At 48.8% G+C, this 16,404-nt stretch carries 11 protein-coding genes and 3 pseudogenes; 4 read left to right on the top strand and 10 right to left on the bottom strand.

Annotation, left to right across the window (positions count from 1 at the left end):
- Nucleotides 1-97: 97 nt before the first annotated feature.
- A pseudogene (locus EKM67_RS07375) lies at nt 98-1,167 on the bottom strand (IS3-like element IS1163 family transposase).
- A gap of 173 nt (nt 1,168-1,340) precedes the next feature.
- On the opposite strand from EKM67_RS07375, the pseudogene EKM67_RS11010 reads away from it, so the two are divergent.
- Nucleotides 1,341-1,460: pseudogene (locus tag EKM67_RS11010) on the top strand (ATP-binding domain-containing protein); the annotation flags it as partial.
- Nucleotides 1,461-1,482: 22 nt separating this feature from the next.
- A complete protein-coding gene (locus EKM67_RS07365; protein ID WP_225417341.1) occupies nt 1,483-1,914 on the top strand; it encodes a nucleotidyltransferase domain-containing protein in 432 nt (143 codons plus the stop codon).
- A 325-nt stretch (nt 1,915-2,239) separates the two neighbouring features.
- Here EKM67_RS07365 and EKM67_RS07360 read toward each other — a convergent pair whose 3' ends face one another.
- From EKM67_RS07360 to EKM67_RS07325, 8 genes are all read right to left on the bottom strand, one after another.
- Nucleotides 2,240-4,516, bottom strand: coding sequence for a glycoside hydrolase family 31 protein (locus EKM67_RS07360; RefSeq protein ID WP_164506603.1), 2,277 nt, complete (start codon nt 4,514-4,516; stop codon nt 2,240-2,242).
- A 93-nt stretch (nt 4,517-4,609) separates the two neighbouring features.
- Complete coding sequence (locus EKM67_RS07355) at nt 4,610-6,247, bottom strand: alpha-glucosidase (RefSeq protein ID WP_125578376.1); 1,638 nt, start codon at nt 6,245-6,247, stop codon at nt 4,610-4,612.
- Nucleotides 6,244-8,559 carry a glycoside hydrolase family 31 protein gene (locus EKM67_RS07350; RefSeq protein WP_164506602.1) on the bottom strand — a complete coding sequence of 772 codons (2,316 nt, stop codon included), beginning with the start codon at nt 8,557-8,559 and terminating at the stop codon, nt 6,244-6,246. The genes EKM67_RS07355 and EKM67_RS07350 overlap by 4 nt, the downstream gene beginning before the upstream one ends.
- An 8-nt stretch (nt 8,560-8,567) precedes the next feature.
- Entirely contained in the window at nt 8,568-9,257 is a 690-nt protein-coding gene (locus tag EKM67_RS07345; RefSeq protein WP_125578374.1) for a hypothetical protein, read from the bottom strand.
- Nucleotides 9,258-9,261: 4 nt separating this feature from the next.
- Nucleotides 9,262-10,134, bottom strand: coding sequence for a carbohydrate ABC transporter permease (locus EKM67_RS07340; protein WP_225417340.1), 873 nt, complete (start codon nt 10,132-10,134; stop codon nt 9,262-9,264).
- A 12-nt stretch (nt 10,135-10,146) separates the two neighbouring features.
- Nucleotides 10,147-10,986: an ABC transporter permease gene (locus EKM67_RS07335; protein WP_225417339.1), complete on the bottom strand. Its 840-nt coding sequence runs from the start codon at nt 10,984-10,986 to the stop codon at nt 10,147-10,149.
- A gap of 117 nt (nt 10,987-11,103) precedes the next feature.
- Nucleotides 11,104-12,768, bottom strand: coding sequence for a type 2 periplasmic-binding domain-containing protein (locus tag EKM67_RS07330; RefSeq protein ID WP_225417338.1), 1,665 nt, complete (start codon nt 12,766-12,768; stop codon nt 11,104-11,106).
- Nucleotides 12,769-12,845: 77 nt separating this feature from the next.
- Nucleotides 12,846-13,832, bottom strand: coding sequence for a LacI family DNA-binding transcriptional regulator (locus EKM67_RS07325; RefSeq protein WP_125578373.1), 987 nt, complete (start codon nt 13,830-13,832; stop codon nt 12,846-12,848).
- 212 nt (nt 13,833-14,044) lie between these two features.
- Here EKM67_RS07325 and EKM67_RS07320 point away from each other — a divergent pair, with 212 nt between their 5' ends.
- Nucleotides 14,045-14,992, top strand: coding sequence for an ABC-2 transporter permease (locus EKM67_RS07320; RefSeq protein ID WP_125578372.1), 948 nt, complete (start codon nt 14,045-14,047; stop codon nt 14,990-14,992).
- 14 nt (nt 14,993-15,006) lie between these two features.
- Here the strand turns inward: EKM67_RS07320 and EKM67_RS07315 are convergent, their stop codons facing one another.
- Nucleotides 15,007-15,690, bottom strand: a complete 684-nt coding sequence (locus EKM67_RS07315; RefSeq protein ID WP_125578371.1) for an IS6 family transposase — start codon at nt 15,688-15,690, stop codon at nt 15,007-15,009.
- 66 nt (nt 15,691-15,756) lie between these two features.
- Between EKM67_RS07315 and EKM67_RS07310 the strand changes: the two are divergent.
- Nucleotides 15,757-16,347: pseudogene (locus EKM67_RS07310) on the top strand (hypothetical protein); the annotation flags it as partial.
- Nucleotides 16,348-16,404 lie beyond the last annotated feature (57 nt).

The following is a 16,404-nucleotide window of genomic DNA, read 5'->3' as shown; positions in this document are numbered from 1 at the left end:
AACCGTTCCTAAAGATGTAGACGAAGACAAACTAGTCATTGAACTTTCGGATAATAAAGACATTTTGCTCCTATGTCAATAAATGGCACATCTTTTTCTAAACACTCGTTCTAATTCTGTCGGAATTAAACCAACTGATGTAATTTGAGGTTCGGATTACCAAGTCCTCAAAATTGGAAAAAGTTGTTTGAAAGGCAAACTCTCTCTTCAACAATGAGTGAAAAGCTTCAATTGGCCCATTATCATAAGGATAACCTTGTTTTGAGTATGAGTGGCTAATCTGATGCCGTTCAAGTAAAGTTTCAACTTCATTGCTGGTGTACTGTGAACCCATGTCAGAGTGAAAATATTGTGGCTTTTGATGACATTCAAGCGCCTGATTAATCGTTTCTACAACTAACGTCGCCTCCATCTGACGACCAATCTTGAAAGCAAGAACTTGATGAACCTTTGGTTCGTAAATAGAACTGAGATAAACCCAGGTTCCTGGACGTAATTCCAAATAAGTAATGTCAGCACGCCATATCCTTGCATTGGGCTGGTGCTTGATTAAATTGGGGCGTTGTGAATGATCCACATGAGTGCCAGGTTTTTTAAATCGCCGATTCATTAAAGAGTGAATCTCCATTTCCCTCATTAATCGTAAAATTCGTTTTGATCCAACACAGATGCCTGACTTGCGAAGCACCATCGTTATTCGTGGATAACCATAGGCACGATAATTATTTTCCTAAATCAATTTAATTTTTTCTTTGAGCTGATTATCAACACGTTCGTGTTGACTAGGTTGATATCTTTTCCAATGGTAATAGGTGCTGCGCGGTAATTTCAGTGCCGAAAGAATAATTGATAAGCGGTGTCGTAATAACTGATCTTCTATGAAGACAAGGCAATTAATTCGTCCTAATGCTTTCCCAGTAACACCGCCGCAGCTTTTAAAATTTCAAGTTCCTCCTTTAATCGCTGATTTTCCTTTTGAAGTTGTTTGAATTCTTTGGACGTTACTTCAGTACCGTCTTCTAGCTCAACTGATTTAGCGCCTTTAACCCAGTTATGAATTGCGGCTGGAGAAACACCGTATTCCTCGGAAAGCGAGCGAATAGATCTTTTCTCTTCACGATGCATCTTCACAATGCTGGCTTTAAAATCATCTTGATATCGTTTCATTGGAATGCTCCTATCTTGTTTTATTAATTATGGCACAACTGTTCAGAAATTTATGTACCAAATACTAGGATAGGAGCAGAACAAGAAATAAAACGAACTCAATTTAACTCTGTCTCTAAACTTATGTCTGAGTATGGAACAACTTTTCATAGTGAAAAAGGGGGGAATTTGATGCCGTGTTCTTATACGACTTTTTTGACAAAGCCGACGAAGCGCTCGCCAATAAGAACGAACTCTACGTCGCAGTGACCAGGGCAACGAAGGAACTTTACGTTGTCCGCCCTAATGCTTAGACCGATTGAGGAGGAAAGCACTTTGGATAACCACGTCGAACAAGTATCGGAGGAAACATTGTTCCATATTTTAGATTTGTTTGAGGAAGTGGCAACGCCTTTCTGGCTAGATGGTGGCTGGGGTGTTGATGTTGTCACTGGTCGACAGCACCAGAGTCACAGAAACGTTGATATTGACTTCAATGCAAGATACACCGAGACCGTTGTCTCGAAGTTGAAGGCCCTTGGCTATGTTGTTGAGGTTGATTGGATGCCCGCTCGCATGGAACTCAAGCATGGAAAATATGGCTACTTGGGCATTCACCCCATTGCCTTCAATGCCGACGGTTCTGTTACGCAAGCAAATCCACAGGGTGGGAAGTTCATTTTCCAAAAAGAGTGGTTCACATCCACTGACTATCAAGACCGTGGGATACCCTGTGTCTCAAAAGAAGCACAGCTAATTTTTCATTAAGGGTACGAATTAACGGATAAGGATCATTTTGATATTGAAAATTTGAAAGCTATTCAATAATTGCACCTATACCGATAATGAAAGATTATAAAACTAACAAACCAAATAAGAATAAGCATTTTAAGTCAAGAGATAGAAAACCAAAAACAAAACGACTACTCAACATACATAACGTGATGGGAAGTCGTTTTGTTTTTGACAATATTATTTATCCCGAATTTCTGTGTACCTTGCCACATTTCAATCAAATCCACACAGCCTGAACTCATTACAATCGCCAGGCTGTGAATGGGTAAGCATCGAAGTCAAGTACTACATGATACTTTTATTCTTGGCCTTGATAGCTAAATGTAACGTCAGAACAGCTGGCGACCCGAACGAGTTCATAGTACAACGCAGCTAAGTCACGATCCTTCAACGTCTGGAGATAATCGTTCAAGGCATCGGCCCTGAGGGTTGTCAACTTACCGGCCAAATCATTTTTGAAATCGTAGCCGTTAATTGGGCGCTTGATTCGCTCGTCAAGCATTGCTGCCATCGCAGTTTCAGCTGCTTCCGAAGTGGTTCGCGGCAAGTCAACCAAGCTACCGTCTCTAATCGTACATGCTGTCTGAACGCCACGATCAATGACAATAATTCGGTGTTTCCTTTGGGCGGGTATAATCTCCGTGTCTCCTGAAACGGAGAGCCTTGCCTGGTTGGTTTTTGCATCCACGTGCAGCGTTGATATCACTCGCTTATCACCGTCATCCTCAACCATTTCAAAAGTATTATCTGCACCTGGATATACCCACCAATCAATTGTGCCTGGTAAGGCAGTACCGAAGTCCTCGGATTGATCAGCCCCAACCATTGGAATGATTGCCCCTGCCCGAACAAAGACCGGGTATTCCTCCAACCGACGATTAACGATCATTTCCGTATTACCTGGATAGTGCCATCCTGTTGTCATATCACGCCAATCGCCTTCCGGAAACCACATCTCTGCGGTGCCGTATTGTAAGGCTACCGATTCAGGTGCAGTTATTGGCATGACCATCATCTGGGTTCCAAATCGGTACTGGTTACGATACTGGTAGGCACGATCATCGCGTGGATAAGTGTAATACATCGGTTCAATCAGTGGGCTACCCTGCTCATGAGCTCGTACGTTCATCGTGTAAAGGTATGGAACTAAGCGATGCCGAAGTCGCAAGAACTCGGTCATTATCTGTTGGTAGCGCGAATCATATTTCCACGGCTCTTTGCCAGAGTATCGATTATTTGAACTGTGCAATCGGTTGATCGGGCTGAAGACCCCAAGCTGCATCCAGCGTGTCGTAAGCTCAGCATCCCGGACTCCGCCCATGTGACCACCAATGTCGTGACTCCACCAACCATAGCCAATATTGGAGGCAGTTGCAGTGAAATATGGTTGAAATGCCAAGGATCGCCAGCTGATAATTGTATCACCGGAAAAGCCGATTGGATAACGATGACTACCCGGACCAGCGTACCGGGAGAGTATCAACCCATTAGCATGGTGCAATTGATGATCTAAATAATGGTAGTGGTTAAGTAACCACAGCGGGTCAACACCTGCAGAGCGTGACACAGTCCCTTGTTGCCAATCGATCCACCAGAAATCAACCCCTTCTTCTTCAAGTGGACGATGCACCAGTTCAAAATAGGCACGTCGGAAATTAAGGTTCATCAAATCAAAAGACGCAGGTTCACCCTTCGACTGATCCAACTTTAACGCCTTGGCTACCGTCTGATACGCCGCTTCAAAAGGCCGAATTCCTTCAGCTGGGTGCACGTTGAGACTGGTTTGTAACCCCAGCGTGTGTAATTTAGTCAGGAAACGCTCCGGATCTGGGAATAACTGCTTATTCCACGTATAGCCCGTCCAGCTGCTCCCGTATTGCTTAGGTGTATCCGTCAGATGCCAGTCCATGTCGATCATGCCAACGGATAGCGGAATCTGTTCGGCGCGGAACCGCTCCATCAGCTTCAGGTAACTCGCCTCAGTATACGGCCAGTAGCGACTCCACCAGTTGCCCAAGGTAAACCGCGGCAGCAGCGGCGTTGCGCCGCTCAGCCGATAAAAATCATGCAGCGCTGTCTTGTAGTGATGGTTGTAGCCAAAGAAATACAGATCCGTTGACTGAGTCGCCTTGGCGCTCAAGGTCTGGTCGTCAGCCAACAGCATAGTCTCGGAGTCATCCAGCAGCGCGAACCCGTCCCGGGAAATGATGCCATCCTGCAGCGGGGTCTCACCGTCACAGCCGTCCAACGTCCGGGCGGTCCCTTTCAACGTGTTCGGGTGATCGCCGTACCGATACGTCCCGCCGTAACGCTCGTCAGCCGGGGTCATCTGGATCACCAAGCCGCTCGGCGAGAAGGGCTGCTTGTCATAGAAAAGATGCAGTTCCTTCGTGATGATCTCAAGCTGGTCGGCTTTGTCGATCACCGTGTAGTCAAAGACCGGAAAACTCCGGTTGGTGACCTGAATCGTGCGCTGGTCAACGAACTGGCCCTGCGTTGAATATTCCAAGCGCAGCAAGCCATCGGTCAAGACGGTGATGCGATAGTGGCCATCCGTCAATACGTTGTTTTTCATTTTCATCCCTCACTCGGTTAGTTTCGAGGCGATTCCCACTCTAGTCAAAAGCAGGCCCTCGAAAGGACCCACTTTTGCCCATCAAAGCATCGTCTACGCCTTCACCTCAACCACGAATGCCTCATACGGCCGCAACTGCCGATCGCCGCCAGTCAGCGCGGTGTCCGCATAATTGCTGATGATCAGCCGTTCAGCCTGATCCGTCAACGTGAACGCATTCGACTTTGCTGAGACGTTGGCAACAATCAGCCACCGGCGGTTTTGGTCCGTCCGGTAATAGGCAAACACGTCATCGGCGGTGTCTTCAAACAAGGTATAATCGCCCCAAACCACCAAGTTATTCTGCTTACGCAAGGCAATCAGCTGCTGATATGTGGCCCAAACCGAATCCGGATCAGCCACCTCGTCCGCCACGTTATACTGCACGTGGTTAGGGTTGATGTGCAGCCACGGCTTGCCGGTGGTGAAGCCCGCCCCGTCAGCACTATCCCACTGCATTGGCGTGCGCGCGTTGTCGCGCCCTTTGACATTAATGGAGTTGATCACATCCGCCGGGTTATAACCCGCCTCAACCCGTTCGTTGTAGAGATTGATGCTTTCAATATCGTCAATTTCTGCAACCGAAGTGATCGGGTAGTTCGTCATACCGATTTCTTCACCTTGATAGATGTACGGCGTCCCCTTCATCATGTGCAGTAGGATCGCAAATAACTTCGCACTCTGATCATGATAATTCTGATCATCCCCCCAGCGCGAGACGATGCGCGGTAAGTCGTGATTGTTCCAGAACAAGCTGTTCCACCCCTGATCACCTAACGCCGTCTGCCACTTGGAAAGCACCCGTTTCAAGTCAGGAACTGCCAGCGGTTGGAGGTCCCACTTATCCTTACCCGGCTGCTGGTCAAGCCCGCTGTGCTCGAATTGGAACACCATCGACAGTTCGTGCCGCGCAGGGTCTGAGAACAGCTTAGCAATCTCAGGTGTTGCGCCCCAAGTCTCGCCTACGGTCATCAAGTCTTGACCCTTGCCGCCGAAGGTCGCCTGATTCATCTCCTGCAGGTAGTCGTGGAGCTTCGGCCCGTTGCCCGTGATCATCTTATCGGGCTCCTTGCCGATCAGATCGATCACATCCATGCGGAACCCGCCGATCCCCTTGGCAATCCAGAAGTTCATCATGTCATAGACGGCGTGTCGAACCGCTGGATTGGCCCAATTCAGATCTGGCTGTTTCGGGCTGAACAGATGCAGATAGTACTGGCCAACCGTTGGGTCATATGTCCAAGCTGGACCGCTAAACGTCGAACGCAGACCGTTCGGTACATCCTGTCCTTCAACTGGATCGCGCCAGACGTAAAAATCGTGATACGGTGCATCTTTGGCTTTTCGGCCCTCCACGAACCAGCGATGCTCATCGCTGGTGTGGTTCACGACCAGATCCATCACGATCCGGATCCCGCGCGCCTTGGCTTCCGAAATCAGTCGTTCCATATCCGCCATTGTGCCGAATTCCGGCAAGATCGCTTCGTAATCCGAGATGTCGTACCCATTGTCATCGTTAGGCGACGCGTAGACCGGGCTAAGCCAGATGCCTCCGATACCCAACTGCTGCAGGTAGTCTAGGCGTGAGATGATCCCTAGGATATCACCGATTCCATCCCCATTGCTGTCTTGAAAGGAGCGCGGGTAGATCTGATACATGACAACGTTTTGCCACCATTTTCCAGTAGTCATTCAATTACCTCTTTTTTATTCAATGCGCAGTATTGCTGTTTATCCAAAACGAATTTTTGCTGACTATGACCAACATGTACCCGGATCTCACGGTACAACGCTACCGCATCCCCGGCATGGGTGACCGTTACCGCCGCAACCCCTGCAGACACAGTGATCTGGTAGAGGTTATACGCGCCATCACGGTAGGCGAAGCTGCTACCGTCATCTTGATAGTGGCGGTACGTCCCATGATCGCCAAAACACCGAAAGTCCATCTCCTGATCTGGCGCGTCGGTCAGATACTCCTGCTTCGGCCCCATCGGTACCATTGTCCCCACTCGGCCGAAGAGCGGTAACGCATCAAGTGGGACTTCGACTCGGATCTCCTGACCGCCGGCCAAGTGCTCACCGGTCCAAAAATCGATCCACTCCCCCGCCGGTAAATAAACCAGGCGGCTGGTTTTACCCTTCTCCAGCACCGGGGCGACCATTAGCGCATCACCGACCATATACTGGTCGCCGATCTCGACCACGGCTGGGTCTTGATCGAAGGCATACACTAGCGGCCGCATCACCGGTGCCCCGGTCTGCTCACCGGCGGCAAACAGATCGTACAGGTACGGGATCAAGCGGTACCGCAATTCCAGATACTTGCGATAGATCGACAGCGTTGGCTCGCCGAAGACCCAGGGTTCCTGCCGCCGATTCCCCATAGCGCTGTGGTTGCGCAACAACGGACTGAAGATTGCCCCTTCGATCCACCGAATCAGCAGCTCTGGTGTCGTATCCGCCCCGAAGCCGCCGATATCGGTGCCAGCGAAGCTGAACCCACTCAGCGCCAAGTTGCACAGCTGTGGCACCATCATCTGAAGGTGCACCCAGAGGCTCTGGTTGTCCCCTGTCCACACCGTCGCATATCGCTGCGTGCCCGCATAGGCGGCCCGCGTGATCACGAACGGGCGCCGGCCAGTTTGCTGCTGCAAACCGGCGTATATGGCCCGCGACATGTTATGGCCAAATAGATTGTGCATCTTCGCGTGGGTGCTTGGCTTCGTCTCATCGGTAAACACCAAGTCATCCGGCAGCGGTCCATCGAATCCAGCCGGCTCGTTCATATCGTTCCAGACGCCGTCCACCCCGATGGCAGTCAAGCGGGCATGGTAGTCTCCCCACCACTGGCGCACCCGAGGCGCACCAAAGTCAGGATAAACCGCTTGCCCTGGCCAGACGCGGTTCGTGTACACTTGCCCCGCCGGCGTTTTGACAAAATAATCGTGACCGATGCCATCGTCATAAACCGAGTAACCCGGTTCGGATTTAACACCTGGATCAATGATCGTCACGAGCTTGAAGCCCTGCTGATGGAGCGCCTTAACAAACGCTGCCGGCTGCGGATAGCGGGTTGAGTTCCAGGTGAACACCCGATAACCGGCCATGTAGTCAATGTCCAGATGCAACACATCACAAGGCAGGTGATACCGCCGCATGGTGGCTGCAATCTCACTCACTTCAGCGGCGTCTTGCCAGCCGAACCGCGACTGCTGATAGCCCAGCGTCCAGCGCTGCGGTAGCGGGGTTGGGCCGGTCAGCTGGGTATACTGCTGAACCACACTGGCCAGCGTCGGTCCACCGATCACATAGTAATCCAGCGGCCCCTCCGCCACGGAATAGTAGTAATACCCCGGGTTCTCCTTCCCGAGGTCAAGGTGACTCCGGGCCGCATTGTCGAAGAACAAGCCATATGGCCGGCCCTCGCGCAGGCCGTACAGAATTGGCACGGACTTATACAGCTTGGTGTAATGCTCCAGATGCGGTGATGCGTCATCCGTGTTCCAGTTGTCGTACTCGTAGCCGCGCTTATCGATAAACCCGGTTTTATCGCCTAAGCCATAAAAATGTTCATCCGGCGAAAGCGCCTTAATGACCTGAGACGATACCGTATTGACGGCACTATCACGTCCTGCATGGCCTTCTTCCTCTATGACGGAATGGCTGTCTTCTGGCAGATCTAGGTTCAACGGAACCCGTTGCCCGCGATAATCGAGCACGAGCGCCAGGTCATTCGCGTCATACACATCGACATGCCCTGAAGCATCAATATGTAAGTGCAATGCTGACGTCTGAAGGCCCACGCCGCCAGCATTGTCACGATCAACGGTGAACGGCGCCTGACTTGGCGTTGCAATCACCGCATGAGACGTCAACGATAACGCCTCGGGTGCACAGACCCGAATGATCTGCGCGGAAAAAACCTGCAAGCTAACGGCGGGGTGCGCCGTAAAGTCGATGTGAACCGTCTGATCGGCTGTCGTTATCGCTTTGATTGTCATATCAACCCTCATCTCTGCTTTGTGAGCACCGCCCGTGCCAAAGTCTTCACGTAAACATGGTAGACCCAGGCGCCAACGAGGCTAGGACCGGCAAGGCACACGAGCGGAAACATTGGTGTGTGAAAACTCACCACCAGAAGTACGGCCGCACCACCACCAACAAGCAATGCGATAATCCCGTTACTGAGCGTCATCAAGACCCCATTTTTGAGATAGTCTTGCCACGTCTGCTCTCGCAGCGTCACAAAGGTTAAACTCATCAGGTAGGCAACGCAGACCAGAACGCATAACAGCAAGTGAACTCCCATCAAGAATACTGAATGGTGACTGTAATATAGGGTCGCATTCAACACTATTGCAAGCATCACTGCTGCCACAGCACTCACCTTGACCGTCATCCAATAGCTCTGCCGTACTGTTCGCCAGCTACGTTGCCAAATATGATTCGGTACCGACTCATCCGCTTCACTGAAGGTAGCCAGGGTACGAAACACTGCGACCATCGCCGGCGATAGGACAAATGGTAGCAGCGCCAAGGCAACCAATACTAGTGACCGTATCTCATCCATTGATCGTGCATACGATAAGGCCAATGCGAAAAACAGGTACGGCCAACCAAGAACAATCCATTGCACACTCGCGACCATATACCGATAGAAAAAACGAACCAGCCCATCCGTTAGCTTCACCAAGTTCATTCCGTTACTCCTTCACGGACCCAATCGTCATCCCAGTGACAAAGTACTTCTGCAGGAATGGATAGATCAGTAGTAATGGTACCGTTGAAACCACAATCTTTGCCGCATTTAGCGTTTTGTTGGAGATCGATGTCAATGCGTGCAGTTGAGAAGCATCTGTAACTTTCGTGATATCAATATTGAGCTGCTGAATATAGGTCTGCAGTGGGTAGTTCGCCGCACGGTTCATGTAAAGCAACCCACTGAAGTAATCGTTCCAATGACCAACAATCGCAAACAGTGACACCGTGGCTAACCCTGGCAACGACAGTGGTAAGTAAATCTTCAACAAGACGGTCATCTTTGAGGCCCCATCCATGATTGCGGCTTCTTCGAGGGCGTTTGGTAGACCTTTGAAGAAGTTCATCATCAGAATAACGTTGAAAATTGGCACTGCCCCTGGTAGCACAAGCGCCCAGATCGTATCCATCAGGCCTAAGCTCTTGATCACGATAAAGGATGGAATCATCCCACCGTTAAATAACATTGCAAAGATAATCAGGTTCATATAAATGTTACGCGCATGAAAGTCCCGCTTGTTTTTAGATAGCGGATACGCCATCAAAACAATCAAGACTAAATTAATTAACGTACCAAGCACGACCCGCTCAATGGAAATCCCGAATGACAGCCAGAACTGGTGATCCTCTAAAATCATTCGATATGAGCTGAGATTGAAGTGAACTGGAATCAGTCCGACTTGATTTGCCGCCGCAGATGCACTGTCACTAAACGAGATCGCAACCATATTCACCAGTGGGAGCAGGCAAGAGGCGGTCAGTGCCAAGACAATCAGCCAAGTAAAGAAATTGGCAACTTTATTCGTATTCTTATTCACGCTGCATACCTCCTAGAAAATCTGCATGTTGGCGAACTTCTTGGACGCCTCGTTGGCTGAGATCATCAATGTGGCACCAACCAAGGACTTCAATAATCCAATCGCCGTACCAAGACTATATTGTTGCCCCAACAGTCCAACGCGATAAACATACGTATCGATGATATCGCCAGTCTGATAAACGATTGGGTTATACATGTTGAAGATCTGATCGAACCCGGCATTCAAGATGTTGGTCAGGTTCAACGCCGTCATCATCATGATGGTCGGAAGCATCCCCGGAAGGGTCACATGTAGTAGTTGACTCCACCGACTGGCGCCATCCATCTCAGCTGCTTCATATAGCCCTGGATCGATTCCAGTCAGCGCAGCAAGATAAATAATCGAACCGTAACCAAATCCTTTCCAGACATCGGACCCAATCATGATTGGACGGAACCAATCATTACTTCCCATAAATAGGATTGGCTTAACCCCAAAGGTCTGCAGGAACGTATTGACCGGGCCATGGTAGTCAAACAGATTGATGACCACCGTTGCCAGCACAACCCAGGACAGAAAGTTAGGCAGGTAAACGACAGTTTGGATTGTTCGCTTAGCCCAGTTGACTCGAATTTCGTTCAGCAGTAAGGCAAAGACCACCGGCACAATCGTGTTAAAAACGATCTTCCAGCCGGCAATAATCACCGTGTTTGCGAGAATCTGCATGCTGTCTGGGATCTGGAACATATACTTAAAATTGGCGAGACCAACCCAGTCAGAGCCAAGGATGCCTTTTGCTGGGATGTAATTTTGAAAAGCCATTACGATCCCCGCCATTGGCACGAAGCTAAATACTAGCAGGAACAGCATTCCCGGGAGCATCATGAGGTGATACATGAGTTGGGAGTCTTTGTGTTGCTTTTTTTGAGTGCGTGCTAATTGCATTGTCTCTCCCCTTCCGCCTAGCGTTGTGACTCGTGCACAGCACTAGTTCTGTGACTTGATCTCCTGTTTGACCTCTTTGGTGATTTCATCGCCACCGAGTTTGTGCCAGCTCTTAACAAAGTCATCGAACTTATCAACACTTTCTTGGTTCGTCACAATCTTCAAGAAGGTGGCATCTTCCATCTTGTTCAAGTTAGCCCACTTCTGTTTCATGGTTGCGGTTTGGCCAAAGAAGACAGGGTGAACTTCTTCAATTTTGGACAACGTATCTTTCATCTTACCCGTAGAGACATCGCGGGTGATATGGCCACTCCAAGCATTGTTATCAGCGTTAGCAGGGTCTGCATTATAGGCCTTGATCTTCTTATAGTTCTGGTAGTCGTCCAGAATCAGCGTCTTAGGATCTTTCTTTCCGTTAACTGCTTTCATGATGTTATCATGCATGTCGGTCGTTGCTGTCGCGTAGTTAATCAGTAGATCAACTGGCTTACCGCCATCGTAACCCTTCAGACCATAGTTAACGATTGGCTTGTATGCGTAATCCTTATAAACCAGCTTATCATTCAAAAGACTAGCAATTTTCGCTAGGAGTTCCGGGTGCTTGAACCCTTTGCGGACAACGAAGTATGACCCTGCTGTGTTCTGAGTGTACGCTTTGACCTTACCGTCTTTGTCGGTGATGACATACGGTTGCCAGTCAGCCTTCGGGTTATTCTTGTAGGCATCAGTCAGCGGATAGTCCCCAGACCACCACGGACCAAAGAACGCACCACATTGACCGCTGATAAGGATAGATTCAATCTTGTCTCGTACGCTCATCTGCGGATCAATCAAGCCCTTCTTGAACCAGCCTTGCAGGTAACCCAGCGCCTTCTTGGTTTCTGGCGTTGTGGATCCATAGACGACCTTGCCGTCTTGCTTAATCCACTGGCGTGGGAAGGAATTAAACTTGGACATCACATCATCAGCTTGGAACAGAGAGGCATAACTGCCCCCAACCGTCTTGGACAGGCCCAGACCAATTGTCTTGCCTGCACCATTATTGCCAGGATCCTTAGTCACGAACTGTTCAAGGATATTTTCAACATCATCGATAGTCTTTGGTTCCGCAAGCCCCAACTTATCCATCCAGTCCTTGCGTACCCACAACATAGTTGGGAGGTTGTTGGTCTGTGTGGTCGGCAGCGCCATTAGCTTACCGTTGAAGGTCGCCTGCTTCAGTGGCCGACCCCCATATGAGTCATACATCTTCTTGATCGACTTAGTGGTGCTGGTCTTGTATACCGAAGACAAATCTTGAATCAGGTCATTGTCTACTAACTGCTGAAGCTGGCTTTGATTGACTGCCATAATGTCAGGTAGGTCACCCGTTGAGATCGCCATAGCAACTTTCTGATCGTAGTTATCGCCGTTTTCAGCCTCAAACTTATCAACACTGACCGCGTTCAGATTCTTCTTAATGTAACGGGTATAGACATTATTTTCGTAACTATCACCTTTAGGTAATTTCGGTGCACCAGGAATTGATTTACCTACAGTATACTTAACAGTATTCTTGTACTTTGCGAATGGCTTCTTTTCTGCGACAGTAGCCGCAACGTTATCTTTATCAGAACTCGACTCGCCTTTGCTCATGCATGCGGTTAATAATAGAGGTACTGCGCATAATAATATCGTTGAAGCAATTATCTTTGCATTAATCTTCATCACTGTTCTCCTCCTGCAATTCACATGTTTTAATTTTCCATCAACGTAAACGTTTACGTTGATGCTAAAAAAATTTCCTATACTGATCGTCGTTCAAAAATACGATGCTTTAAAATTTCCGACTCAATCACCTGTCCAGAGTCGATTGCTGTCGTGAGCTTCTGAACGGCCTTGGCGCCCATTTGGAAAAAAGGTTGACTGACCACTGTCAACGCTGGATTTGCCATTTCAGCAACGCGCGTATTATCGTACCCAATCACAGCAATATCGTCTGGCACACGTAATCCTAGATCCCCTGCCGTGTTCATAATTCCTAGTGCAGTATCATCAGAAACTGCAAAAACCGCATCCGGCCGATGCACGAGTCGAAAGAACGCGTGCATTGCCTCAATTCCGGACTCGAAAGAAAAGGTTCCAGAATGAATCCACTCGGATTCAACTGGTAGATTGTGATCCAGCATTGCTTGGCGATAACCCGCCACCCGTGGCAAGCCTGCTATTGTGTCTTGCATATTAGGACCTGCAATCGCAACCGCACGGTGTCCGTGTTTAATTAGGTAGGTGGTTGCGTCATAAGCAGCAGTCTGATCATCCACCTTGATATAAGGAATCCCACTATTACTCTTCGTTGAGACGAGAACAACTGGAAATGCCAAATTTTGAATTTGATTTTCTACCGCCTCATCCAACGATATCGAAGCAATGATGAGTCCTTCGACCCGACGTTCCGCCATTAAGCTGACACAGTCCATCAAATTTGTTCCGTCTTCACCTGCGTGCGTAATAATTACGCTATAATTATTACGGCTCGCGACAGTTTCGATTCCTTCCACAATATCACCGTAAAAAAGTGTAGGAGCGTTGGGCATGATTAAGCCGATAATTCGAGCTGAACTCTTCTTCAAGCTTGCCGCCATTTTGTTGCGATAGTAATTAATTTCACGAGCCGCGCTCTCGATTTTTTCTCTGGTCTCTTCGCTGTACCCCCCTTGGTTGTTAAGTACGCGTGAAACAGTGGCGATCGATACACCTGTCATCGTAGCAACATCTTTAATCGTTGGCATATTCGGCCTCCATGTAAACGTTCACTCAACTAATATAGCACACGTGTTTACGATCGGCAATAGTAAGCGCTTAAAAAGCCGAAAAAAGCCAAGCATTTAGTCAATCGCTTTCGGCATTTGCCACACAAGTCAATCAAAGCGAGCTAGCCGGCACAAACAACCTAGCGCAACTCGCAGCCCTCATTCAAGCAACCCAAACTGCCATTAACCAAATGCAGTCAGCAGCCAGTCAAACCAGTACTGCTACCAGCGAAAATGTTGCCAAAGCAGCCGCCGAGCTCAACCTGACACCCAATCAAATGAAGGCCTTAACGGATGCAGTGACCAACACTTATACAGCCAGCAACAATCGCCAGCAAGCTGCCTTGGAACCCCTTCTGAATAAACTGCAAAGTGCTCTGAACTCACTGCAAACCGCTGCAAGCCGTCAAAATCAAACAGCAAGTACAGCCAGCAGCGCCTTATCCCAGTTAACTAACGCTGCAAGCCAACTTGCACAAGGTAATGTCCGGTTATCAAGCGCCGTTGAAACCCAGCTTGCGCCAGGTGCCGTTTCTCTAGCCACTGGTTCAGCCGCACTAAATAGCGGGATCAATCGCCTTGACGCTGGCGCAAAGAAATTGAACGCCGGACTGGAAACATTATCCGCTAGTGGGCAAACTCTTATCAGCGGTAATCAGCAGCTATCCGCAGGTGCTCAGAAATTGCTCGCAGGCGGACAAAAACTTTCTACCGCAGATAACCAGCTTACCGATAGTATTACGACACTTTCTAAAGGTAATCAGCAGCTCTCTACTAGCCTATCTAACGGAACTAAGAAACTGCCGAAATTACACTTTACCAGCGCTACAGCACACATGATCGCCAGCCCGACCAAGGTCACCGATCACGATCGCGATTCAGTACCAAATAACGGTACAGCAATGATGCCTTATATGGCCGGTGTTGCTTTATACGTTAACGGCATGGTCTTAAACATGTTGCTTGATACAGTCACACCAAGAAGAAAGCCCAAACGGGTCGTTGATTGGTGGGCAAGTAAAGCTGTTATGATCAACGGTACCGCAATCGCTGCGGCAACGGTTGAGTTACTGACACTGATCACCCTTGCTGGCTCTGGTGCAAATAGTCTGAGAGTGTGCCTTTTACCTAGTTGTTGATAGGGTGTTGTAGGTTATGCTGGCACCATCGCTTTTAATTCGTCCACGACTGAAAACCCGATGAGGCTTAGCTCTCGTCGGGTTTTCTTGCGTAATGCGTGGATGACTTCAATGCCGCTGAGTGTTGCACTAGCGGTTCGGATGCTTTGGAAACTTGCTGACCGTACCCGGTGTCGTTTAATGAATCGATGATCTTGTTCGATTAAATTGTTTCGATACTTGGAACATTGATGTGCTGATTTGCTCAAGTAGTCTTGTTTTATCAGGTGTTTCACTGCCTTAAGTGTTGCTCGATATTGATCGGTGACTAAGCGATCAGGACGACCATTGGTCGTCAAAAGCCGTTTCAAAAAGTGATAGGCTGCCGCATAATCACGATGCTTTCGCAGTTCGAAGTCGAGCGTCAGACCGTTGCTATCAATTGCACGATACAGATAAGTCCCATGACCTTTGACGTTGATGTAAGTCTCGTCCATCCTCCAACTTTTGGTATGAGAGGTTTGATGTCGGCGCCATAAAGCCTTAAAGATGGGACCATAATGATGAACCCAACGCATGACCGTGGTGTGATGCACACTAACCCCGCGATCACGTAGCAATTCAACGATATCACGGTAGCTGAGACTGAACCTAAAATAGTAGCCAACGGCTACTATAATGATATCCTGTTGAAAGTGGCGTCCTTTAAAGTAATTCATGCGCACAATCCCTCGTTTCTTGTCACTCAGTATACTAGAATGAAGTTGCCAGGCAAACTTTGCACCAGAGCCTCTAGCAGCAGTGCCTCCACCGCAAGTTCCTCGTCCGAAGTCACCAATGAATCGGCCACTTCAAGTTCATGGACGCAAAATACCGACACCACCTACCCGATTGATGCTATGAAAACAGCACCACTTGCACCTGCCAGTGAGCTAGCGGGTCTGACAGACGCTGACCGGGCGGCCTTGTTCTTCACGGCTTACTGGACCCTCAACGGCTTACAACAATCCGAAGTCGCTGACTACGCAAACAGTACTAGTGAAACCTACAGTTATCATCTCGTCCCGGGATCTAGCAGCAAACTCATCGTGTTCTCTGAGTTTATCCCTTCGGTCAATCAGACAGACTATATGTTTTATGCCCTGATTGATGGTGAGCAGGTTGCCTTCTACAATATGTATCAGTCCAAAACGCCTATTACCAGTCTTGCTAGTCAATACAGCCTCACGGTTCCCGGTACCACTTTGCGGCCTAGCATGCCTGAAATACGTGACAGTGACATGAACATGCGGCAGCTCATTGGGGCCTTTAAGTCCGATAAAAGTTTCGATCAGACTAAGAAAGGCTTGCATCAAGGGGCGGATATACCGTTATAGTGCGCTACAACTGAAGCGACTACCTGCGAAGCCCCACTAAGCTTTCAGATAGCCGCT

Origin of the sequence: Lapidilactobacillus mulanensis, assembly GCF_003946215.1 — a bacterium.
Lineage (GTDB): Bacteria > Bacillota > Bacilli > Lactobacillales > Lactobacillaceae > Lapidilactobacillus > Lapidilactobacillus mulanensis.
The sequence above is the reverse complement of the archived record's forward strand: the minus strand, read 5'-3'. Positions and strand labels throughout refer to the sequence as shown.

What these genes read in the sequence shown, in the direction of transcription:
- EKM67_RS07360 (WP_164506603.1), bottom strand. Translation starts at nt 4,516, where the DNA reads ATGAAAAACAACGTATTGACGGATGGCCACTATCGCATCACCGTCTTG.
- EKM67_RS07355 (WP_125578376.1), bottom strand. Translation starts at nt 6,247, where the DNA reads ATGACTACTGGAAAATGGTGGCAAAACGTTGTCATGTATCAGATCTAC.
- EKM67_RS07350 (WP_164506602.1), bottom strand. Translation starts at nt 8,559, where the DNA reads ATGACAATCAAAGCGATAACGACAGCCGATCAGACGGTTCACATCGAC.
- EKM67_RS07345 (WP_125578374.1), bottom strand. Translation starts at nt 9,257, where the DNA reads ATGAACTTGGTGAAGCTAACGGATGGGCTGGTTCGTTTTTTCTATCGG.
- EKM67_RS07335 (WP_225417339.1), bottom strand. Translation starts at nt 10,986, where the DNA reads ATGCTGTTCCTGCTAGTATTTAGCTTCGTGCCAATGGCGGGGATCGTA.
- EKM67_RS07330 (WP_225417338.1), bottom strand. Translation starts at nt 12,768, where the DNA reads ATGAAGATTAATGCAAAGATAATTGCTTCAACGATATTATTATGCGCA.
- EKM67_RS07325 (WP_125578373.1), bottom strand. Translation starts at nt 13,832, where the DNA reads ATGCCAACGATTAAAGATGTTGCTACGATGACAGGTGTATCGATCGCC.
- EKM67_RS07320 (WP_125578372.1), top strand. Translation starts at nt 14,045, where the DNA reads ATGCAGTCAGCAGCCAGTCAAACCAGTACTGCTACCAGCGAAAATGTT.
- EKM67_RS07315 (WP_125578371.1), bottom strand. Translation starts at nt 15,690, where the DNA reads ATGAATTACTTTAAAGGACGCCACTTTCAACAGGATATCATTATAGTA.